Consider the following 19,960-nt stretch of genomic DNA (forward strand, 5'->3'; position numbering starts at 1 on the left):
GAACTCGCCCCTGACGAACGCGCACCTCTAGCAGCCGCCTGGTGCGGGTTGCACCGGACGGGCCGCCGCGATTCGGCACGTCGGAACTGACCGATGCTGAGCCACGCCAGAATCGGTTTCCGGATGCTTGGAAACCCCTCCTTCGGTGGGTTCCCGGCCGCGCGCCCTCCCGCGCTGGCCCTGGTCGACCATCCGCTACTCCGCCGTGTCGCCGGGCATGCCGATGCGCGTCGAGAGCGCCGGGCAGGCGTGCGCGGTGGGTGCTGGTGCTGAGCCAGGTGCCTCCGTGATCGGTTGGATCGCGGAGGCACTCAGGATTCAGCCTCGGGTCCTGGATGCGGTGGGCTGTGCCCCCGAGGTCGATACTGGTCCGTGCTCGACGTCGCCGCGTGCATCGAGCAGGACCCGAACGGCGCCGATCCAGACCAACGCAGACCCGAGAAGGTGCAGCACGACGGCGAGCTCCGGCAGGCCGGACGCCACCTGGAAGACCCCGACCGCTGCCTGGGTGGCGAAGAGCACGAGGAACACCGTCGTGCGCCAGTGCACCCTGGCGGTGACGGTGTGCCGGCTGGCGAACCACAGCGCGAGAGCGACAATCCCGGCGAGGGCAGCCACCGCGCCATGCAGGACGGTGACGACGGTCCAGTCGAACGGCATGCGCGGGACGTCCGCCGAGTCGCCGGCGTGAGGCCCGGTCCCGGTCACCAGCGCCCCCAGGAACACGAGCGCAGCCGTGGCAGTCAGCAGGACGCCCGCGAGCCGCCGGACCTTCGGGCCCGAAGCCTCCGGCGGGCGAGCGTCCTCACGCGCCCGCACCTTGTGCCATGTCACGGTGGCTGCGGTCACGAGCAGCATCGCGGCGAGGAAGTGGCCGGCGACGACGTACGGGCTGAGCCGGGTCCACACGGTGATCCCCCCGACGACCGCATTCAGCACGATGACCCAGAACTGCGCCCAGGCCCATCGGGTGATGACCGAGTCCGCGTCCCGCTGCAGTCGGGCGACGACGATGAGCCATCCGACGATCACGCACAGAACGACCGCCAAGAGCCGGTTGCCGAACTCGATCAGGCCGTGCACGCCCATCTCGGCGGTGGGCGCCAGTGTTTCGGCGGTGCAGTTCGGCCAGGTGTCGCAGCCGAGACCAGACCCGGTGACGCGGACGATCGAGCCGGTGACGACGATCATCACGCTGGCCACCAGGGCCGTGCCGGCCGCGATCGTCAGGTTGGCGGGCCCGACCTGGACCCGTTCAGCGAGCCAGCTCAGGGGCGTCTTCATCAGTCAGGCTCCGTCGGGGTGATAAGCAGCCAGGTTCGCGGGTGCCCGGCGATGTCGGCCCCACGATATTCGGAGAGCACGAGATCGACGGCGTCTGCCTCGCCCGCCGGGATACCTCGAGGGTGGTGCAGGTCAGGATCGCGCTGAGCCCGGGGCCGCCACGCTCGCGCGCACGGATACCGATGCGGAGGGCGTTCCGGGCCCACACGGGTGCCCACGATCCCGTCCGCGGAGGTGCGCAGCTCGGCTGACCTACCGGGCGACCCGGCGGGGCAGCGAGCCGTGCATCGGATCGTGGTCACGTGTCCGTCGGCGCGCTTCCCTCGCCGGCCATCTCGTACGCGCCCCCTTCGAGCCGCTCGATGAGGCCCTGGGTCCACTGGATCGCGGCGTCGGCGGTGTGCGCCCACAGGCGTACGGCCTCGACGTGGTGCTGCCAGTCGCCGTCGGGTTCCTGCTCGTACACGCTGACCACCCGGGCGCGACGCCGCTCGAACGCCTCCACCCGCATCCGCAGGAGCTCGACCGCTCGGGGCCTCGACAGCTCGGTGATGAAGCCGATACCGGCGATCGTCTCGGCGATCGGGCCCTCGTCGGAGGAGAGCGCATCCTCGAGCAGCTCGCGGAATGCGGCGTGCCCGGCGTCGGTGACGACGTAGTCGGTGCGAGCCGGGCCGCCCACGGACGGCGACGCCTCCACCTCGACGAGGAGACCGTCGTCCCGTAGCCGCCGCAAGCCGTGGTAGATCGATCCCGGCTGGATGCTGGCCCACAGGTGCACCCCCCACGACTCGAGATCGCGCCGCACCTGGTACCCGTGCGCCCTCCCCCGCTCGCGCACCGCCCCCAGGATGAGCAGCCGTGTCGTCGTCATGCGTCCTCCGTTCGGCGCGCCGGCGAAGTTCGTCAAGTTTGACCAGTAACCCCACCACGGCGATGATTAGACAAATTGTACTAGCGGCCCGGCTCCGGCCGGGCACCCCTCGCGGACCGGGAGGTCGGATGCATCTCGTCGTGGCAGGCGCGTCAGGAGCAACAGGCACGCTGCTGATCCGGCAGGCGGTCGACGTCGGGCACAGGGTGACCGCCCTGGTTCGCGACGCATCCCGGTACCAGCGCCCGCACGGGGTCCATGTGCAAGAGGCCGAGGTCGTGACAGGCCGAGGCCTCGCGCTGCCCGACGACGTCGACGTCGTGGTGTCCGTCCTGGGCAAGCGGTCCTACCAGGACTCCACGCCCGTCTGCGCGGACGGCGTCACCAACCTCCTCGCGGCGATGGGCCGCCATCGGGTGCGCAGGATGGTGGCGGTGTCCGCCTCACCTGTGCTCCGCTCCGGCGCCGGCGAGCCATGGTGGTTCCGCAAGACCGTTCGGCCGTACGTGCGCCGGTCCGGACCGCTCGTCTACGCCGACCTCGAGGCGATGGAGGACGTGCTGCGCGGGACCGGTGACGAGATCGACTGGACGATCCTGCGGCCGGGCTACCTCGTCGACGAGCCGCCTGCCGGCTACCGGCTGGTTCCCGAACGGAACGCCATGGGCACCGTCCGTCGCGCAGACCTCGCGGCCGCACTGCTCGCCGTCGCGACGAACCCGGAGACCAGCAGGACCGCCTACGGCCTCGCGAGCCTGCCGAGCCGCAGACGCCGGGCCGGCCGACAGCCGGACGGACGAGCATGAACCGCGCGGCCGCGGACCGCCGACTGCGCCTGGGATTCGGCGCCGACGGGACCTTCAAGGTCATCACCGCAGTCGGCATCGTGGTCCTTCTCCCGCGCCTCACCGACGGTCTCGACGTCGCCCCATGGCTGGTGCTGGTCACCGCCGCAGCCCTCGTCGTGTGCGGAGCACGCGAAGTCGCGTTCTCGTCGAGGAGCCCCGACCTGCGACCACACATCAAGTACCTCGTCGCGTACGACGCCGGCTGGCTCATCGTGACGGCCTTGGCGGTCGGTCTCGGGCGGGGCGGTGCCGGCGAACTGTGGTTGGCCTACCAGGCACTCGGATCCGCGGCCCTCGCCGTGGTGTTCGCACGTGCGGGCACGTCAGCGACGCCACGCCGATGACGACGCGTCACGACCCGCGGGACCACGACCGGTAGCTCGAGCGCTGTCGGAGAGCCATCGTCTGGTCGGTCTGCCGGCGGCCCGGCCGCGTACACCCGGACGGCCACCCGCACCTCTCCAGCACGCACCGCTACCAGCCCGGCTGGATCACCGGAGCCGCGGGGTTCAGGGCCGGTGCCCGGTTCTGCCAGGCAGACCGCGGAACGCGAACACGAGGACCCGCACACCGAGCACCGTCCCGGCGAAGCCGAGCGCTGCACCGAGCACGGGGAAGAGCGCGACGCCGCCGCCGAGCTGCGGGCCGGCGTCGGCCACCAGCAGGACGACGGCCGCCACGACCGCGGCCGCCGCGATCACGGTCGACACGACCTGCTGCACGAGCCCGGCGAGGAACGCGCGGTCCTCGGCGTGCGCGAAGGTCCGCACCGAGACCGTGAGCCGCCCGTTCTCGACGTCGCTCGTGATCTTCGCGAGGCGTCGCGGGAGCCGTTCGAGCTCGGGCGCGAGACCGAGGAAGAGGCTCGTCGCGCGGTTGCGCAGGCCCTCCGTCGTCACGACCCGCCGCACGAGCGGCTGCGCCGTCTCCCGCGCCGAGGCGACGAGGTCGAACCCCGGGTCGAGGAGGCGCAGCGTGCCCTCGAGCGACGTGAACGTGCGGAACGCGGCGGCGACCTGCGGCGGGACGGCGAGCCCGGCGTCGGTGACGAGACGGAAGAGCGCGGTGAACATCGCCCCGCTCGCACCGGCGGCGCGGAACCGCACGATCACCTGCCCGACGGCGCGCTCGAGGCGCCGCACGTCGAGGTCGGGGGGCGCGTCGAGCAGCTCGAGGAGGGCGTCGGTCGCGGCGACGGCGTCGTCGGCGTCGACGGCGAGCAGGACGGCGGCGAGCGCGAGCCGCTCGGGCTCGCCGAGCCGCCCGACGGAGCCCATGTCGAGCAGGCCGAGTCCACCGCCGGGCATCACGAGGACGTTCCCGGGGTGCAGGTCGGCATGGAACGTCCCGGCGACCAGCACCTGCTCGAGCGTCGCGGCGAGGAGCCGGGTCGCGAGCGCGGACCGCGTCGCGTCGTCCGTCCCGGCGAGCAGGCCGCCCGCGCGACCGACCGGCGTGCCGTCGAGGTGCTCGAGCACGAGGAGCGTCGGGCCCGAGAGCTCGAGCACGACGTCGGGCACGGTGACGACCGGGCCCGTCGACGTGCCGTCGTCCGGGTCCGTGCGGACCCGCAGGGCAGCGCGCAGCGCGAGCGTGTTCTCCGCCTCGGTCGTGTAGTCGAGCTCCTCGCGCAGGGACGCCGCGAAGCCCTCCGCGAGCGTCACGACCCCGAGCGAGCGCCCCCAGGCGGTGTCGCGCTCGATGCGTCGCGCGAGGCGGCCGAGGATCGCGAGGTCGACCTCGACCTGCTCGCGCGCGCCCGGGCGCTGGACCTTCACGACGACGGCCCTGCCGTCAGGGAGCCGCGCCGCGTGCACCTGACCCACCGACGCCGAGGCGAGCGGCTCGGCCGAGAACGCGGCGAAGACCTCGTCGACCGGGCGGCCGAGCGAGTCGACGAGCGCGGCCTCGACGTCCGCCCAGGGAGCCGGTGGGACGTCGCTCTGCAGGGTCGCGAGCGTGTCGGCGATCGTGGGCGTGAGCAGGTCGCGGCGTGTCGAGAGCACCTGGCCGAACTTCACGAACGTCACGCCGGCGTCGCTCAGGGCGTCGCGCAGCCCGGTCGCGAGCCGCTGCTCGTCGGTGCGGGACAGCCGCGACCCGTCGGGCTGCCGGGCGCCGCGGCTCAGCGCACCCCCGAGGCCGTGCCGCACCCCGATCGCGAGGATCTGGGCGTAGCGCCGGGTCTCGCGCCGGCCCTGGCGCAGCCCGCGCACGGCACGCCACGGCGTCGGGACCGTGCCGGTGGGCACGAGGAGCTCGAGCACGAGCAGCACGCACAGGCCGAGCACGAACGCCCAGGCGAACGTGAGGGCGACGGCCGCGAGCGCCACGAGCGGCTGGACGGTGAGGCGACCGTCCGGCGTCGCCCAGCCGGCGGTGCGCATGCCGTAGGTCAGCGCGGACGACGCCCCGGTCAGCGAGAGGAGGGACACCACCCCGGCCCGCACCCACCCGACGGGGGCGCCCATGACGCGCCGCGACGTCGCGGCGAGCAGCGCGAGCATGACACCGGTCGCGAGGAGACCGAAGAGCGCGGTGAGGAATCCCGAGACCACCTGCATGACGCCCACTCTTCCCGACGGCCGCCCGCGCGGCGTCGCGCGCCACGCGGCAGGATGAGAAACCCCGACCCTCGGAGCCCCCCATGACGAACGTCGACCTCCTCACCGACGCCCACCTCACCGGCGCCCGATCCGCGGAGAACGGCCGCAGCGCCGAGGTCGTGCTGCACGACGGCCCGCTGCGGCAGACGATCATCGCCCTGGTCGCGGGCGTCGAGCTGGGCGAGCACAACTCGCCGCCCGCCGCGTCGATCCAGGTGCTGCGCGGGAAGGTCCGCGTCACCGCGCTGGGCGAGGGCGACACCGAGCTGGGCGCGGGCGAGCTGCGCGTCCTCACGCACGAGCGGCACGCCGTGTCGGCGCTCGAGGACAGCGCGTTCCTGCTCACGACCGTGACCGGCGTCCCGACGCCGTAGCGTCCCGACGCCGTAACGTCCCGACGCCGCCGTGCGGCGCCGACATGACGCGGGGCGGACGCGTCGGCGGCCCCGTCGCCCAAAGTCAGCGGCGCACGGCCCACGCGGCGAGCACGACGGCGACGACGTCCTCGGCCACGGCACCCGGCCAGTCCGGGCGCTTCCCGACGGCGAGCCGTCGCCACGCCGCACCGCCCCACGTCCCCGCGGCCCCACCGAGGGCGCCCGCGACGGCCGAGGCCACGACGGCCGGGGCTCCGGCGCCGCGGACCCGCGCGAGCCGTACACCTCCGAGCGCGCCGCTCGCCATCCGGAGCACGGGACCCGGCGGGTCGAGGCGGCTCGGTGCGCTCGGCAGCTTGTCGCCGACGACCTCGCCCGCCACGGCGAGCACGGCCGCAGCCCGGGCGACCGGACCGCTGCCCGGCGCGCCGTCGGGCCGCGCGGCGAGCACCGGCCCCGCGACCCCGAGCGAAGAGCGCGACCCCGCGGCGACCCCCAGCGCGAGCGACCGGACGACGAGCGACGGTCCCGACGGTCCCGACGACCCGGGGTGCGTGCGTGCCATGCTCGTCCTCCTCGTTCGGTGGTGTCCGCCCGACCGTAGCCGGGACGAACCTCACCCGCGCCCCGGCGGCCGCCGACGTCGCGGCCCCGGTAGCCTGTGCGCGTGGCCGGACCGACCCTCAGCGAGGTAGCGCGCGCCGCGGGCGTCTCGCTCGCGACCGCCTCGCGCGCGATCAACGGGAGCGCGAACCGCACGGTGGGCGCGGACCTGCGCGAGCGCGTGCTCGCGACGGCCGCCCGGATGGGCTACACGCCCGACCCGAGCGCCCAGGCGATGGCGCGCGGACGCACGACGACCGTCGGGCTGGTGGTCCACGACATCGCCGACCCGTACTTCTCGTCCCTCGCCGCGGGCGTCAGCGACGCCGCCGACCGCGAGGGCCTCCTGGTCACGCTCACGAGCACGCAGCACAGCCCCGCGCGCGAGCTCGCGTTCGTCGAGCTCATGGACCGGCAGCGCGCGCGTGCCCTGGTCCTGGGCGGCGGGCGCCTCTCGACCTCGGGCGACGGCGGCACGCCACCCGACGCGCTGCGCGACGCGCTCGTGCGGTACCGCGACGGCGGCGGGCGCGTCGCGCTCGTCGGGCAGGCGCTGGGCGACCTCCCGGCCGTCGAGATCGCGAACCGCCAGGGCGCGGCCGACCTCGCGACCGCGCTCCACGGCCTGGGCTATCGGTCGTTCGGCGTGCTCGCCGGGCCGACGGGGCACCGCACTGCGGTCGACCGCGCGGCAGGGTTCGCCGAGGCGCTGGCCGCGCTCGGCTCGCCCGTCGACGACACGGCGGTGGTGCCGTGCGAGTTCACGCGCGACGGCGGCTTCGCGGGCATGCAGGAGCTGCTCGCCCGCACGGGTCCCGGCGGGCCCCCGCGGGCCGTGCTCGCGGTGAACGACGTCATGGCCGTCGGGGCGATGGCCGCCGCACGCGACGCCGGCCTGGCCGTCCCGCGCGACGTGGCGGTCGCCGGCTTCGACGACATCGTCACGCTGCGCGACGTCGTCCCCGGCCTCACGACCGTGCGCATCCCCCTGGTCGAGGTCGGGCAGGTCGCCCTGCGCCTCGCTCTCGGGCTGCCCGTCGGGCTCGACCTGCCCGGCGTCGTGCACGAGGTGTCCCCGGGCCGCGTCGAGGTGCGGGGCACCGTGGTCCTGCGCGAGTCCACGCCCTCTCTCTGACCACCTCCTCCCCTCCTGCCGCAGCGCGTGGCGCGACCTTCGTGGTTGACGTCGGAAAGCGCATTCCCTATGCTGGGTCGCACCAGCTTCTCTCGCCGACCTCGCCGTCGCGCGACTGACAGGACGGAGTCGTCCCGATGACCACCACCCGCACCCTGCGCATCGCCATGAACGGCGTGACCGGCCGCATGGGCTACCGCCAGCACCTCGTGCGCTCGATCCTGCCGATCCGCGAGCAGGGCGGCGTCGAGCTCCCCGACGGCACGCGGCTGCAGGTCGAGCCGATCCTCGTCGGCCGCAACGAGTCGAAGATCCGCGAGCTCGCCGCGCAGCACGACGTCGAGCACTGGACCACCGACCTCGACGGCGCGATCACCGACCCGACGGTCGACGTCGTGTTCGACGCCTCGATGACCGCGCTGCGCGCGAAGACGCTGACGAAGGCGATGCAGGCGGGCAAGCACGTCTACACCGAGAAGCCGACGGCGGAGACCCTCGCCGAGGCGGTCGAGCTCGCGCGGCTGCGCGAGGAGACCGGAGTGACCGCGGGCGTCGTGCACGACAAGCTCTACCTGCCGGGCCTCGTCAAGCTGCGCCGCCTCGTCGACGAGGGCTTCTTCGGGCGCATCCTGTCGCTGCGCGGCGAGTTCGGCTACTGGGTGTTCGAGGGCGACCACCAGGCCGCGCAGCGCCCGTCGTGGAACTACCGCAAGGAGGACGGCGGTGGCATGACCACCGACATGTTCTGCCACTGGAACTACGTGCTCGAGGGCATCCTCGGCTCGGTGCGCACGGTCAACGCCCAGACCACGACGCACATCCCGACCCGCTGGGACGAGCAGGGCAAGGAGTACGCGGCGACGGCCGACGACGCGGCCTACGGCATCTTCGAGATCGAGACCCCGGGCGGCGACCCCGTCGTCGCCCAGATCAACTCGTCGTGGGCCGTGCGCGTGTACCGCGACGAGCTCGTCGAGTTCCAGGTCGACGGCACGCACGGCTCCGCGGTGGCGGGCCTGCGCCGGTGCGTCGCGCAGCAGCGTGCCCACACGCCCAAGCCCGTGTGGAACCCGGACCTGCCCGTCACCGAGCCGTTCCGCGAGCAGTGGCTCGAGGTCCCCGCGAACGCCGACCTCGACAACGGGTTCAAGCTGCAGTGGGAGGAGTTCCTCCTCGACGTCCACGCCGGCCGCCCGCACCGCTTCGACCTCCTCTCCGCGGCCCGCGGCGTGCAGCTCGCCGAGCTCGGACTGCGCTCGTCCGCCGAGGGCCGCCGCCTCGACGTCCCCGAGATCACCCTGTGAGCGCCGCCACCCTCGCGGTCCCCGGCTCGCGCGAGCTGCGCGACCGGGACGGGTCGGGCGCCGTCGTGCACCTGCCCCGGTTCGCCGACGACGGCCGGGTCGCGGGCACCGAGGTGCGCGAGCTCCTCGTGCCGGGCCCGTGGTCCCGGCCGACCGCCCCGATCACGTCGCGCGTCGCCTTCGCCGCGGCGCACGTCGTGCCGCAGGTCGGCGCCGAGAACGTGCCGGGCCACCCGGCTCTCGTCGACTGGGACGCCACGCTCGGCTTCCGGCACCGCATCTGGGAGCACGGTCTCGGCGTCGCCGACGCGATGGACACCGCCCAGCGCGGCATGGGCCTCGACTGGGCCGCGACACAGGAGCTCGTGCGCCGCTCGGCTGCCGAGGCGCGCTCCGTCGGCGCCCGGATCGCGTGCGGCGCGGGGACCGACCAGCTCGACCCCGCGGTCGTCGCCGGCTGGACGCCGGGCGACCCGGCGGCGCTCGACGCCGTCGTCGACGCGTACCGCGAGCAGGTCCGCGTCGTCCAGGACGCCGGCGCGCAGGTCGTCGTCATGGCGTCGCGCGCGCTCGCGCACGTCGCGCGGTCGCCCGAGGACTACGCGCGCGTCTACGACGCCGTGATCGCCGAGGCGGACAGGCCCGTGATCCTCCACTGGCTCGGGACGATGTTCGACCCGGAGCTCGAGGGCTACTGGGGCACGACCCGGACCGACGACGCGACCGACGTGTTCGTCGACCTGGTCCGCGCCCACCAGGGAGGGATCGACGGGGTCAAGGTGTCGCTGCTCGACGCCGACCACGAGAAGGGCCTCCGCGCACGCCTGGCGAGCCTCGACCCGGGCACCGGGCCGGACGCGCCCGGGCCCGTGCGCCTGTACACGGGCGACGACTTCAACTACCCGGACCTCGTCGTGGGCGACGGGAAGCGGCACTCGGACGCGCTGCTCGGCGTCTTCGCGGCGATCTACCCGGCCGCGTCGACGGCGCTCCAGGCGCTCGACGCCGGTCACCCCGACCGCGCGCACGCCGTCCTCGCGGCGACGGAGGCGCTCGGGCGGCACCTGTTCACCGCGCCGACCTACCACTACAAGACCGGCATCGCGTTCCTCGCGTGGCTCAACGGCGCGCAGCCGGGCTTCCAGATGGTCGGCGGCCTCCACTCCGGCCGGTCGGTCGCCCACCTCGTCGCCCTCCTCCGCCTCGCGGACCGGGCCGGGCTCCTGCTCGACCCGGACCTCGCCGCGCGGCGCGCTCGCGTCTTCCTCGAGGCGAACGGGGTGACCCGATGACCGGCCCTGCACCGACGAGCGCACCCGGACGCGCGTCGTCGGGCACCGGCTCCGCCGACCTGTCGCGCTGCTCGCTCAACACCGCGACCGTCAAGCGCGCGACGCTCGAGAAGGCCGTGGCCCTCGCCGCCGAGGCGGGGTACGGCGCCGTCGGGCTGTGGCGCGACCGCGTCCAGGAGATCGGCGCGGACCGCGCAGCCCGCGTCGTCGCGGACGCCGGCCTGCGCGTGTCGTCGCTGTGCCGGGGCGGGTTCCTCACCGCCCCGGACGACGCCGGGATCGCCGCCGCGCTCGACGACAACCGGCGCGCCATCGAGGAGGCCGCGACGATCGGGACGAGCGAGCTCGTGTTCGTCGTCGGCGGCCTGCCCGCCAGCGGCACGCCCGGTCAGGGACCGCGTCCCGACGCCGGACCCGGGGACCGCGACGTCGTCGCCGCGCGCGCCCGCGTCGCGGACCGGATCGGCGACCTCGTCCCGTTCGCGACCGAGCACGGCGTGCGGATCGTCCTCGAGGCGCTGCACCCGATCTTCGCCGCCGACCGCGCCGTGATCTCCACGCTCGGCCAGGCGCTCGACCTCGCGGCGCCGTTCGACGCCGCGGCCGTGGGCGTCGTCGTGGACACCTACCACGTGTGGTGGGACCCGGCCCTGCGCGAGAGCATCGCACGCGCCGGTGCCGAAGGACGTGTGGCGGGCTACCAGGTCTGCGACTGGATCCTGCCGCTCGCGAGCGACCCCCTGCTGTCGCGCGGGTACGTCGGCGACGGGTACGTCGACTTCCCGACGATCACGCGGTGGGTCGCCGAGACCGGCTACGCGGGCGACGTCGAGACCGAGATCTTCCACCAGGAGATCTGGGACGCCGACCCGCGCGACGTCGTGGCGACCGTCGCGGAGCGCTACGCGCGTCACGTGCTGCCGCACCTGTAGCCCTCCTCTCGCCGCACCGCGGCACCTCGAGACCGGCAGTCCGGCCCGAGATCGGCACCCCTCCCTGCCGATCTCGGACCGGGCTGCCGGTCTCGTGCCGTCCCGGCTCGTCGCGGCCGCCTCTTGACGAACGTCGTGCGGAGGCGCATGATCGGACGTAGATACCCCCTGGGGGTATAAATGAGCTCAGGAGGAACGATGGGACAGCAGAACGAGCCCGGTCACCGGCACGAGGGCCACAGCGCCGCGGGCGTCGCTCCCGCGAACGGTCGCGGAGCCGGCGGCACCGTCGCGCACGACGCGTCCGGCGACGGGACGTCGGGGCACCAGATGGCGCAGCACGACATGACGGAGCACGGTGGGCACGACATGACGGAGCACGGCGGGCACGGCGGGCACGGTGGGCACGGCGACCATGTGGCGCAGTTCCGGCGGCTGTTCTGGGTCATGCTCGCGCTCGCGATCCCGACGGTCGCGCTGAGCCCCATGTTCGCGATGCTGCTGGGGTACGAGCTGCCCGACGCCGCGTGGGTGCCCTGGGTCTCCCCCGTGCTCGGCTCGGTGATCTTCCTGTGGGGCGGTCGCCCGTTCCTCTCCGGCGCCGTGAGCGAGCTGCGCGACCGCGCGCCCGGGATGATGACGCTCATCTCGCTCGCGATCACGGTCGCCTTCGTGTCGTCGCTCGGAGCGTCGCTCGGGCTGCTCGCGCACGAGCTCGACGTGTGGTGGGAGCTCGCGCTGCTCGTCGTCATCATGCTGCTCGGGCACTGGATCGAGATGCGCTCGCTCGCGCAGACGGCCTCCGCGCTCGACTCGCTCGCGGCGCTCCTGCCCGACGAGGCGGAGCGCGTCGCCGACGACGGGACCGTCACGACGGTCGCCCCGACCGACCTCGGCGTGGGCGACCTCGTGATCGTCCGCCCCGGCGGGCGGGTCCCCGCCGACGGCGAGGTGGCCGACGGCAGCGCCGACGTCGACGAGTCGATGATCACGGGCGAGTCGCGCCCGGTGCGCCGGTCGGTCGGCGACCCGGTCGTCGCCGGCACCGTCGCGACCGACGACGCGCTGCGCGTGCGCATCACCGCCGTCGGGGACGACACCGCGCTCGCCGGCATCCAGCGTCTGGTCGCCGACGCGCAGTCCTCCTCCACGAGGACGCAGCGCCTCGCCGACCGCGCCGCCGGGTGGCTGTTCTGGTACGCGCTCGGCGCCGCGGCGCTCACCGTGGCCCTCTGGCTCGTCTTCGGAACCCCCGAGCAGGCGCTGATCCGCGCGATCACGGTGCTGGTCATCGCGTGCCCCCACGCGCTGGGACTCGCGATCCCGCTCGTCGTGTCGATCTCGACCGAGCGGGCCGCGAAGGCCGGGGTCCTCGTGAAGGACCGCCTCGCGCTCGAGCGGATGCGCACGGTCGACACCCTGCTCTTCGACAAGACCGGCACGCTCACCGCGGGCGAGCCCGTCGTCACCCACCTCGCCGTGGCCGGCGACCGCACCGAGGACGAGCTGCTCGCGCTCGCCGCCTCCGCGGAGGCCGACAGCCAGCACCCCCTCGCGCGGGCGATCGTCGCCGCGGCAGAGGGACGCGGCGTCGACACCCCCCACGCTTCCGGCTTCCGGTCGCTCACGGCGGTCGGGGTCGAGGCGACGGTTCCCGGGCCGGAGGGCGGTCGACGGGTCGCCGTCGGCGGTCCCGCGCTGCTGCGCGAGCGTGGTCTCGAGCCGCTGCCCGACGCCGCGGCGTGGGAGCGCGACGGCGCGACCGTCCTGCACGTGGTCGTCTCGGACACGGCTGACCTCGCCGAGGGAGACCCTCGGACGACCGAGGGAGCACCCCGGTCGGCCGAGGGAGCACCCCGGTCGGGCCGGGTCGTGGGTGCGCTCGCGCTGGCGGACGCGGTCCGGCCGGAGTCGCGCGAGGCCGTCGACGCGCTGCACCGGCGTGGCGTCCGCGTCGTCATGATCACGGGCGACGCCGAGCCGGTCGCCCGGGCGGTCGCCCGCGAGCTCGGCATCGACCAGGTCTTCGCGGGCGTGCGCCCCGAGGACAAGGACGCGAAGGTCGCCGAGCTGCAGCACGAGGGCCGCGTCGTCGCGATGGTCGGTGACGGCGTGAACGACGCCCCGGCCCTCGCCCAGGCGGACGTCGGCATCGCGATCGGCGCGGGGACCGACGTCGCCATCGCGTCCGCGGGCGTGATCCTCGCGAGCTCCGACCCGCGGGCCGTGCTCTCGATCATCGAGCTGTCCCACGCGTCCTACCGCAAGATGCAGCAGAACCTGTGGTGGGCGGCGGGCTACAACATCGCGGCCGTCCCCCTCGCGGCCGGCGTGCTCGCACCGGTCGGGTTCGTCCTGCCCATGGCCGTCGGCGCGATCCTCATGTCCGTCTCGACCGTCGTGGTCGCCGCCAACGCGCAGCTCCTGCGCCGCGTCGACCTCGACCCGGCCCGCCTCGCGTCCCGCTGACCCTTCGCCCTCGACCTGCGGGGGTCGGCGCACTGACCAGCCGCGCCGGTCCGTGCCGAACACGACATGAAGGTCGTCTCGGGCCGTTTTTCGACCTTCATGCCGGGTTCGACGGCGCGCGACGTCGTGGTCGGCGTCCCGCCGCGACGCGGGACAGGGCGCGGACCGGGGCAGCCGCGAGAGCCGGCGAGGCGGACCGCTGCGAGACTGGGGCCGTGAACACCCCGACTGCTCCGACCGCGCCCGTGGCCGGCGTGCTGCTCACGCCGGGCGCGGGAGCGAGCCGCGACCACCACTCCCTCGTCGCGGTCGAGGAGGCCCTCGCCGCGCTGCCCACGCCGGTCCCCGTGCGACGCGTGGACTTCCCCTACCGCCTCGCCGGCCGGCGGATGCCCGACCGGCCGCCGGTCGCCGTCGGGCACGTGCGCGCGGAGGCCGAGGCGTTCGCGCAGGAGCTGGGCACCACGACCGACCGGATCGTCCTCGGCGGCAGGTCCTACGGGGGCCGCATGTGCTCGATGGCCGTGGCCGAGGGGCTGCCTGCCGCCGGGCTCGTGCTCGTGAGCTACCCCCTGCACCCGCCGGGCAAGCCGGAGCGGCTGCGCACCGAGCACCTTCCCGACCTGCACGTCCCGACGCTGGTCGTCTCGGGTCGGACCGACCCCTTCGCGACCCCGGACGAGCTCACGGAGCACCTCGCGTCGATCCCCGGCCCGGTGACGCGCGTGGAGCTGCCGGGCGCGCACGACCTGCGGAACCAGGACGGCGCGGTGTGCGAGGCGATCGTCGCGTGGCTGGGCGGTCTGGACGGCCCGAGGAGCGGTGCGCCGAGCAGGTGACCACCGCGGGGTGGCGTCCGCCTGCGCACCCGCCGTCCAGGATGGTCGCCGGGGCTGCGTACGATGTGGCGCGACCGTCCTGCTCGACCCGGAGGTACTCATGCGCGCCGCAGCCCGAGCTGCCGCGACCGTCCCGCTGACGGCCCTCGTGCTCGCCGGCGCCGCGGGGCTCGCGGCGCCCGCCCTGGCCGCGGACGGTGACAGCGGCGGTGAGCTCAGCGTCACGACCGACGGCGTCGCGTTCGACGCCTCGCGTCTGGGCGACGAGCGCGGCTGGCTCAGCTACGCCGTGACCGCGCCGGACGGGTCCCGCCTGCGGCTGCTCGGCAACGCGTACTCGCCGGAGGAGACCGCGGACGGCCACCTCGCGCTCGACGTCCCCGCACGTGGCGCGTACCGCGACGGGTGGTGCGTGACCTGGGTGCACCTCACCGGTATCCGGGACCAGTTTGCCGACTGGTCCGGCGACTCCCCGGTGTGCACGACGTCGCCCACCGCGACCCCGGCGCCGACGGCCACCCCCACGACCCAGCCCACCGCGGAGCCGACGCCGCCACCCGTGGTCGACGTCGCGCCGTCGGCGCCCGACGCCGCACCCGCGGCGCCCGTCGAGCCGGTCGCCGCCGAGCCGGAGCCCGCGGCCCCCACGCCCACCGAGACGCCGACCGAGGCCCCGGTCGAGTCGCCGACGCAGACCCCGTCCCCGAGCGCCGAGACCACGACCGACCGGCCCGAGCCCTCGCGGACGCCGCTCGTCACCGCGGGCGAGCGCAGCGCGCCCCCCGCCCCCGGGAGCACCTTCCCGACCCTCGTCGTCGCGGGTGTCGGCGGCCTCGTCGCAGCCGCCGCGGGCGGGGCGATCCTCCTGCTGCGTCGGGCGGGCTGAACGGCGCCGTGGCAGGGTGGCGCCATGACGTGGACTGCACGCTTCGTGGGCGGCGACCTCGACGGTCAGGTGTCGACGCTCGACGACGACGCCCTCGACTGGTCCGGCCACTACGTCCACGACCCGGCCGAGGGCACGACGACGCACATGCTGACCCAGTCCGACCCGCCGCGGCACGTCCAGCGGTACGAGCGCCGTCCGGCGCCGGACGGGGAGACCGACTACCTGCTCGCGCTCGTCCCCTGACGACGAAGGCCCGGAACCGTGAGGTTCCGGGCCTTCTGCCTGAGCCGCCTATCAGAATCGAACTGATGACCTATTCATTACGAGTGAATCGCTCTACCGACTGAGCTAAGGCGGCGTGCTGCAGTGAGGCTCGCTCGCGCGAACCGCCGCAACGATCGCCTACTGTACCCGGCGATCGGCCCAGACTCCAAAGCGGCGCGAGAGCACCGGCCGGACCGGCCTCGCGGCGCCCTGGGAGAGGTCCGCGCCGCGTCCCGACGTCAGCAGGTCAGCCCGTCCTCGGGGACCGTCCCGTCGACGAGGTAGGCGTCGACGGCGTCCCCGACGCACGCGTTGGAACGGCCGTAGGCGGTGTGCCCCTCGCCCTCCCACGTGACGAGGACGGCGGAGTCGAGCGCCTTCGCGAGGCCCTCGGCCCAGACGTACGGCGTCGCGGGGTCGTTGGTGGTGCCGATGACGACGATCGGCGCGGCGCCGGCCGCGTGCACGTCGAACTCCTGCTCGACGACGGGGTACGGCCAGTCGGCGCACGTGAGCGCCCCGTAGGCGAAGAACGAGCCCATGGTCGGCGCCTCGGCCTCGAGGCGCTCGCGCTGCTCCTCCATCGTCGCGGGGTCGGGGTCCTGCCGGCCGTCGAGGCACCCGACGGCGCGGAACGCCTCGGTGGAGTTCGTCGCGAACGACCCGTCGGGGTTGCGGTCGTTGTAGAAGTCCGCGAGGTACAGGAGCGCCGTGCCGGTCCCCTCGTCAAGGGCCTCGGTGAGGGCCTGGGTGAGCACGGGCCAGCTCTGGTCGTTGTAGAGCGTCACGGCGATGCCGTAGAACGCGAGCGTGGACGTGAGCCGCCGGTCGGAGCTCGTGGGCAGCGGGTTCGCCTTCGCGGCGTCGAGCAGGGCGCGGACCTGGCGCATCCCCTCGTCGACGTCGCCGCCGAGCGGGCACGACGCGCCCGCCTGGCAGTCCTCGACGTACGCACGCAGGGCGTTCTCGAACCCGACGGCCTGCTGCTCGCTGGTCTCCGCGGAGGACAGCGTGACGTCGATCGCGCCGTCGAGCACGAGCCGGCCGACCTTGTCCGGGAACAGGCCCGCGTACGTCGCGCCGAGCTGCGTCCCGTAGGAGTAGCCCAGGTACGCGAGCGTCTCGTCCCCGAGCACGGCACGCAGCATGTCCATGTCGCGCGCCGCGCTCTGCGTGTCGACCTGACCCAGCAGGTCGCCGGTGTTCTCCGCGCACGCCTCGGCCCACTCGCGGTAGCCGGCCCGGCGCTCCTCGAGCCCGGCCTCGCCGTCGGGCACGTCGTACTCGGTGGACAGCGCCTCGTCCTTGCCCGCGTCGTCGAGGCACGCGACGGGGTCCGACTGCCCGACGCCACGCGGGTCGAACCCGACGAGGTCGTACGCCGCCTTGACCGGCTCCCCGATCATCTGCGCGGCGTCCCCGACGAAGTCCACGCCGGACGCACCGGGGCCGCCCGGGTTGGTGAGCAGCGAGCCGATCCGTTCGCCGCTCGCCGGCAGACGCTTGAGCGCGAGCTCGATCTCCCCCGCCTCGGGGTCCGCCCAGGACAGGGGCGCACGCGCCGTCGTGCACTCCCACCCGCCCTCGCAGTCCTCCCAGGCGAGGCCCTGACCGTAGAAGTCCTCGAACCCCTCGGGGGCGGCCTCGCCGGTCCCCTCCGACGTGCCGGAGGTCGCGACGTCGTCAGCCGGGGTCTGCACCTTGGGCGGCACGGAGCAGGCCCCGACGACGAGGGCGAGCGCGAGCGACGAGGCGGCCAGGACGGCGCGGCGGGACTTCACCCGGACACGGTAGCCGCTCCGGTCACGGCCCCGGGCGGGGGTGTCGCCCGAGGGCCGTCCTTCCACAGGCTCTCCACCGCGCGCGCCGGGCGGGAAGGCTGCGGCAGGACTACTGCGCCTCCACCCAGGCGACCTCTCCCGTCGCCCCGTCGACCGCGGGCGGCACGACGACGCTCCCCTGGTCACCGAGGACGGCGGTCACCTCGGCGGACGCGTCGACGTCGTCGGGCACGGCGACGACCGACGTCGCCGGGACGAGGTCCATCGTGCAGACGGAGTCGTCGGGGATCTCGACGAACGTCACCACGACCTCCGTCCCCTGGACCGTGGCGTCAGGCTCCGCGACGAGGGGGCAGGTGCTCGACCCGTAGGTGATCACGTACAGCAGTCCCTGCTCGGCGCTCCACGCCGCCCCGGTGCCGCCCTCGGTCGGGCCGTCGACGCCCGACGGCAGGCCCTTGCCGGTGGCGCCCGCCTCGATGGTCATGGTCGCGGCGTCGGGCGCCATCGACGGCGCGTCCGCCGTGGGCTCGGACGTCGTCTCGCCGCCCGTGCCGTCGTCCGACGGCGACTCCGACGCCGTCTCGTCGCCGCCGCCGTCGGTGGACGACGCGCACGCGGCGAGCGTCGACCCGGCGAGCGCCAGCCCGACGAGCATCGACAGGCGGACCGCGGGGTGCGGCGCGCGGCGGGTGGTGGTGGCCATGGTGTCTCCTTCGTCGGGACGGTCCGGCTGACGCGCCCATCCTGGCGCAGGCCGCCCGGTACGGCACGTGCGAGGCGGCCCGCGGGCCGGGCCCGGCCGGGCGCCCTGAAGGGCCGGATCCGTCGAGTCCGGGCGATTTCTCCCGCTCGCCGCGCGCGATCCGGTCGGTGTCGCTAGGTTCGGCGCTGCAAGCCCTCGCGCGGCGACCGTTCGCGCAGGATGCGGCACTCGTCGAGAAAGGGCGGAACCGTGGACTTCTGGGACTTTTTCTGGTTGCTCGTCTGGAGCTTCTTCTTCATCGCGTATCTGATCGTCCTCTTCCAGATCGTCGCGGACCTGTTCCGCGACCGGGACCTCTCCGGCTGGTGGAAGGCGGTGTGGATCATCTTCCTCATCTTCCTGCCGGTGCTGACCGCGCTCGTCTACCTCATCGCGCGCGGACGCGGCATGGCGGAGCGCCAGGTCGAGGCCGTGACGCAGGCCAAGCAGGACACCGACTCGTACATCCGCAAGGTCGCCGGCTCCTCGCCGACGGACGAGATCGCGAACGCGAAGGCTCTGCTCGACTCCGGCGCGATCACGCCGGAGGAGTTCGCGCACCTCAAGGCGAAGGCGCTCGCCTGAGTCTCGCGTGATCCTCGACGGACCGACGACGGCCCGGGCGCCCCGCGTGCGGGTGTGCCCGGGCCGTCCCACGATCGGGGTATGACCCGATTCGGATACACCCTCATGACCGAGCAGTCCGGCCCCAAGGAGCTCGTGGGATACGCCGTCGACGCCGAACGGCTCGGCTTCGACTTCGAGGTCTCGAGCGACCACTACTTCCCGTGGCTCGACACGCAGGGCCACTCCGGCTACGCGTGGTCGATGCTCGGCGCTGTCGCTCAGGCGACCGAGCGCGTCGACCTCATGACGTACGTGACGTGCCCCACCGTGCGCTACCACCCCGCCCTGGTGGCCCAGAAGGCGGCGACGCTCGGGATCCTGTCCGACGGCCGGTTCACGCTCGGCCTCGGCGCCGGGGAGAACCTCAACGAGCACGTGGTCGGCAAGCGCTGGCCCGCCGTCGACGAGCGGCACGAGATGCTCGCCGAGGCGGTCGACATCATCACCGAGCTCTCGACCGGCGACTTCCTCACCTACGTCGGCCACCACTTCCGCGTCGACTCGGCGCGCGTCTGGGACGTCCCCGACGAGCCCGTGAAGATCGGCGTGGCCGTCTCGGGCGAGCAGTCCGTCGGGCAGTTCGCGACGGTGGCCGACCACCTCATCGCGACGGAGCCGAAGGCGGACCTCGTGCAGCAGTGGGACGCGCTGCGCGCCGACGCGTCGCTCGAGCCATCGCGCAAGATCGGCCAGATCCCCATCTCGTGGGACCCCGACACCGATGCCGCCGTGCAGCGCGCGCACGAGCAGTTCCGCTGGTTCGGCCTGGGCTGGCCCGTGAACGCGAACCTTCCCACGACCGAAGCGTTCACCAGGGCGTCGTCGTTCGTGCGCCCCGAGGACGTCGCGGGGTCGATCCCCTGCGGACCCGACCTCGACGCCGTCGTGGAGGCCGTGTCCGCCTACTGGGAGGCAGGCTTCACCGACATCGCGATCGTCCAGATCGGTGACGAGAAGCAGCAGCAGTTCCTCGACGAGGCCGCCGGCCCGCTCCTGGAGAAGCTGCGTGACGCGGCGCCCTCGTCGTAACCCAGGGCGGGGAGGATCGGCCCGTGAGCGGACGAGCCGCGCGCCGCGGGCAGCGCCCCACG

At 74.2% G+C, this 19,960-nt stretch carries 19 protein-coding genes and 1 tRNA gene; 13 read left to right on the top strand and 7 right to left on the bottom strand.

Going from position 1 to position 19,960, the window contains the following annotated elements; all coding sequences use genetic code 11:
• Positions 1-318: 318 nt before the first annotated feature.
• Together NFS20_RS13880 and NFS20_RS13885 are read right to left on the bottom strand one after the other, a co-directional pair.
• A complete protein-coding gene (locus NFS20_RS13880) occupies positions 319-1,284 on the bottom strand; it encodes a COX15/CtaA family protein (RefSeq protein WP_251152387.1) in 966 nt (321 codons plus the stop codon).
• A 298-nt stretch (positions 1,285-1,582) separates the two neighbouring features.
• Positions 1,583-2,158, bottom strand: coding sequence for a PadR family transcriptional regulator (locus tag NFS20_RS13885; RefSeq protein WP_251152388.1), 576 nt, complete (start codon positions 2,156-2,158; stop codon positions 1,583-1,585).
• Between the two features lie 128 nt (positions 2,159-2,286).
• Between NFS20_RS13885 and NFS20_RS13890 the strand changes: the two genes are divergently transcribed.
• Positions 2,287-2,964 (top strand): NAD(P)-dependent oxidoreductase, encoded by a 678-nt coding sequence (locus NFS20_RS13890; protein ID WP_251152389.1) that lies wholly within the window; start codon positions 2,287-2,289, stop codon positions 2,962-2,964.
• Positions 2,961-3,350 carry a hypothetical protein gene (locus tag NFS20_RS13895; protein ID WP_251152390.1) on the top strand — a complete coding sequence of 130 codons (390 nt, stop codon included), beginning with the start codon at positions 2,961-2,963 and terminating at the stop codon, positions 3,348-3,350. Before NFS20_RS13890 ends, NFS20_RS13895 begins: the two co-directional genes overlap by 4 nt.
• A gap of 165 nt (positions 3,351-3,515) precedes the next feature.
• On the opposite strand, the gene NFS20_RS13900 is transcribed toward NFS20_RS13895, so the two are convergent.
• Positions 3,516-5,570, bottom strand: a complete 2,055-nt coding sequence (locus NFS20_RS13900) for an ABC1 kinase family protein (protein ID WP_251152391.1) — start codon at positions 5,568-5,570, stop codon at positions 3,516-3,518.
• A gap of 83 nt (positions 5,571-5,653) precedes the next feature.
• On the opposite strand from NFS20_RS13900, the gene NFS20_RS13905 reads away from it, so the two are divergent.
• Entirely contained in the window at positions 5,654-5,986 is a 333-nt protein-coding gene (locus tag NFS20_RS13905; protein WP_251152392.1) for a cupin domain-containing protein, read from the top strand.
• Positions 5,987-6,071: 85 nt separating this feature from the next.
• On the opposite strand, the gene NFS20_RS13910 is transcribed toward NFS20_RS13905, so the two are convergent.
• Positions 6,072-6,554 carry a hypothetical protein gene (locus tag NFS20_RS13910; protein ID WP_251152393.1) on the bottom strand — a complete coding sequence of 161 codons (483 nt, stop codon included), beginning with the start codon at positions 6,552-6,554 and terminating at the stop codon, positions 6,072-6,074.
• A 102-nt stretch (positions 6,555-6,656) separates the two neighbouring features.
• On the opposite strand from NFS20_RS13910, the gene NFS20_RS13915 reads away from it, so the two are divergent.
• The 8 genes from NFS20_RS13915 (at position 6,657) to NFS20_RS13950 (ending at position 15,695) form a co-directional block, all read left to right on the top strand.
• On the top strand, positions 6,657-7,727 hold the full coding sequence (locus tag NFS20_RS13915) for a LacI family DNA-binding transcriptional regulator (RefSeq protein ID WP_251152394.1): 1,071 nt from the start codon (positions 6,657-6,659) through the stop codon (positions 7,725-7,727).
• Between the two features lie 137 nt (positions 7,728-7,864).
• Positions 7,865-9,031 (top strand): Gfo/Idh/MocA family protein, encoded by a 1,167-nt coding sequence (locus tag NFS20_RS13920; protein ID WP_251152395.1) that lies wholly within the window; start codon positions 7,865-7,867, stop codon positions 9,029-9,031.
• Between the two features lie 71 nt (positions 9,032-9,102).
• Complete coding sequence (locus NFS20_RS13925; RefSeq protein ID WP_502800825.1) at positions 9,103-10,323, top strand: dihydrodipicolinate synthase family protein; 1,221 nt, start codon at positions 9,103-9,105, stop codon at positions 10,321-10,323.
• The gene (locus tag NFS20_RS13930) at positions 10,320-11,255 is read left to right on the top strand and encodes a sugar phosphate isomerase/epimerase family protein (RefSeq protein ID WP_251152396.1); all 936 of its coding nucleotides are present in this window, start codon (positions 10,320-10,322) and stop codon (positions 11,253-11,255) included. The genes NFS20_RS13925 and NFS20_RS13930 overlap by 4 nt, the downstream gene beginning before the upstream one ends.
• Before the next feature lie 198 nt (positions 11,256-11,453).
• Positions 11,454-13,724, top strand: a complete 2,271-nt coding sequence (locus NFS20_RS13935) for a heavy metal translocating P-type ATPase (RefSeq protein ID WP_502800820.1) — start codon at positions 11,454-11,456, stop codon at positions 13,722-13,724.
• Between the two features lie 215 nt (positions 13,725-13,939).
• Positions 13,940-14,563, top strand: a complete 624-nt coding sequence (locus NFS20_RS13940) for an alpha/beta hydrolase family protein (protein WP_251152397.1) — start codon at positions 13,940-13,942, stop codon at positions 14,561-14,563.
• Between the two features lie 100 nt (positions 14,564-14,663).
• On the top strand, positions 14,664-15,449 hold the full coding sequence (locus NFS20_RS13945; protein WP_251152398.1) for a hypothetical protein: 786 nt from the start codon (positions 14,664-14,666) through the stop codon (positions 15,447-15,449).
• A 24-nt stretch (positions 15,450-15,473) separates the two neighbouring features.
• Entirely contained in the window at positions 15,474-15,695 is a 222-nt protein-coding gene (locus NFS20_RS13950) for a hypothetical protein (protein ID WP_251152399.1), read from the top strand.
• 42 nt (positions 15,696-15,737) lie between these two features.
• Here NFS20_RS13950 and NFS20_RS13955 read toward each other — a convergent pair.
• The 3 genes from NFS20_RS13955 to NFS20_RS13965 all read right to left on the bottom strand — a co-directional run bounded on the left by NFS20_RS13955 (position 15,738) and on the right by NFS20_RS13965 (position 18,203).
• Positions 15,738-15,810, bottom strand: a tRNA-Thr gene (locus NFS20_RS13955).
• Between the two features lie 145 nt (positions 15,811-15,955).
• Positions 15,956-17,497, bottom strand: a complete 1,542-nt coding sequence (locus NFS20_RS13960; RefSeq protein WP_251152400.1) for an alpha/beta hydrolase — start codon at positions 17,495-17,497, stop codon at positions 15,956-15,958.
• Between the two features lie 109 nt (positions 17,498-17,606).
• Positions 17,607-18,203 (bottom strand): hypothetical protein, encoded by a 597-nt coding sequence (locus NFS20_RS13965; protein WP_251152401.1) that lies wholly within the window; start codon positions 18,201-18,203, stop codon positions 17,607-17,609.
• A gap of 219 nt (positions 18,204-18,422) precedes the next feature.
• Between NFS20_RS13965 and NFS20_RS13970 the strand changes: the two genes are divergently transcribed.
• Positions 18,423-18,827, top strand: coding sequence for an SHOCT domain-containing protein (locus NFS20_RS13970; protein WP_502800821.1), 405 nt, complete (start codon positions 18,423-18,425; stop codon positions 18,825-18,827).
• 81 nt (positions 18,828-18,908) lie between these two features.
• Positions 18,909-19,898: a TIGR03557 family F420-dependent LLM class oxidoreductase gene (locus NFS20_RS13975; RefSeq protein WP_251152403.1), complete on the top strand. Its 990-nt coding sequence runs from the start codon at positions 18,909-18,911 to the stop codon at positions 19,896-19,898.
• Positions 19,899-19,960 lie beyond the last annotated feature (62 nt).

The sequence above is a fragment of the Cellulosimicrobium sp. Marseille-Q4280 genome (assembly GCF_943181405.1).
In the GTDB taxonomy this organism is placed as follows: domain Bacteria; phylum Actinomycetota; class Actinomycetes; order Actinomycetales; family Cellulomonadaceae; genus Cellulosimicrobium.

Coding starts and splice junctions, on each gene's coding strand:
- NFS20_RS13975 (WP_251152403.1), top strand. CDS start 18,909: ATGACCCGATTCGGATACACCCTCATGACCGAGCAGTCCGGCCCCAAG.
- NFS20_RS13885 (WP_251152388.1), bottom strand. CDS start 2,158: ATGACGACGACACGGCTGCTCATCCTGGGGGCGGTGCGCGAGCGGGGG.
- NFS20_RS13910 (WP_251152393.1), bottom strand. CDS start 6,554: ATGGCACGCACGCACCCCGGGTCGTCGGGACCGTCGGGACCGTCGCTC.
- NFS20_RS13970 (WP_502800821.1), top strand. CDS start 18,423: ATGCGGCACTCGTCGAGAAAGGGCGGAACCGTGGACTTCTGGGACTTT.
- NFS20_RS13920 (WP_251152395.1), top strand. CDS start 7,865: ATGACCACCACCCGCACCCTGCGCATCGCCATGAACGGCGTGACCGGC.
- NFS20_RS13895 (WP_251152390.1), top strand. CDS start 2,961: ATGAACCGCGCGGCCGCGGACCGCCGACTGCGCCTGGGATTCGGCGCC.
- NFS20_RS13935 (WP_502800820.1), top strand. CDS start 11,454: ATGGGACAGCAGAACGAGCCCGGTCACCGGCACGAGGGCCACAGCGCC.
- NFS20_RS13945 (WP_251152398.1), top strand. CDS start 14,664: ATGCGCGCCGCAGCCCGAGCTGCCGCGACCGTCCCGCTGACGGCCCTC.
- NFS20_RS13965 (WP_251152401.1), bottom strand. CDS start 18,203: ATGGCCACCACCACCCGCCGCGCGCCGCACCCCGCGGTCCGCCTGTCG.
- NFS20_RS13880 (WP_251152387.1), bottom strand. CDS start 1,284: ATGAAGACGCCCCTGAGCTGGCTCGCTGAACGGGTCCAGGTCGGGCCC.
- NFS20_RS13930 (WP_251152396.1), top strand. CDS start 10,320: ATGACCGGCCCTGCACCGACGAGCGCACCCGGACGCGCGTCGTCGGGC.
- NFS20_RS13950 (WP_251152399.1), top strand. CDS start 15,474: ATGACGTGGACTGCACGCTTCGTGGGCGGCGACCTCGACGGTCAGGTG.
- NFS20_RS13900 (WP_251152391.1), bottom strand. CDS start 5,570: ATGCAGGTGGTCTCGGGATTCCTCACCGCGCTCTTCGGTCTCCTCGCG.
- NFS20_RS13890 (WP_251152389.1), top strand. CDS start 2,287: ATGCATCTCGTCGTGGCAGGCGCGTCAGGAGCAACAGGCACGCTGCTG.
- NFS20_RS13905 (WP_251152392.1), top strand. CDS start 5,654: ATGACGAACGTCGACCTCCTCACCGACGCCCACCTCACCGGCGCCCGA.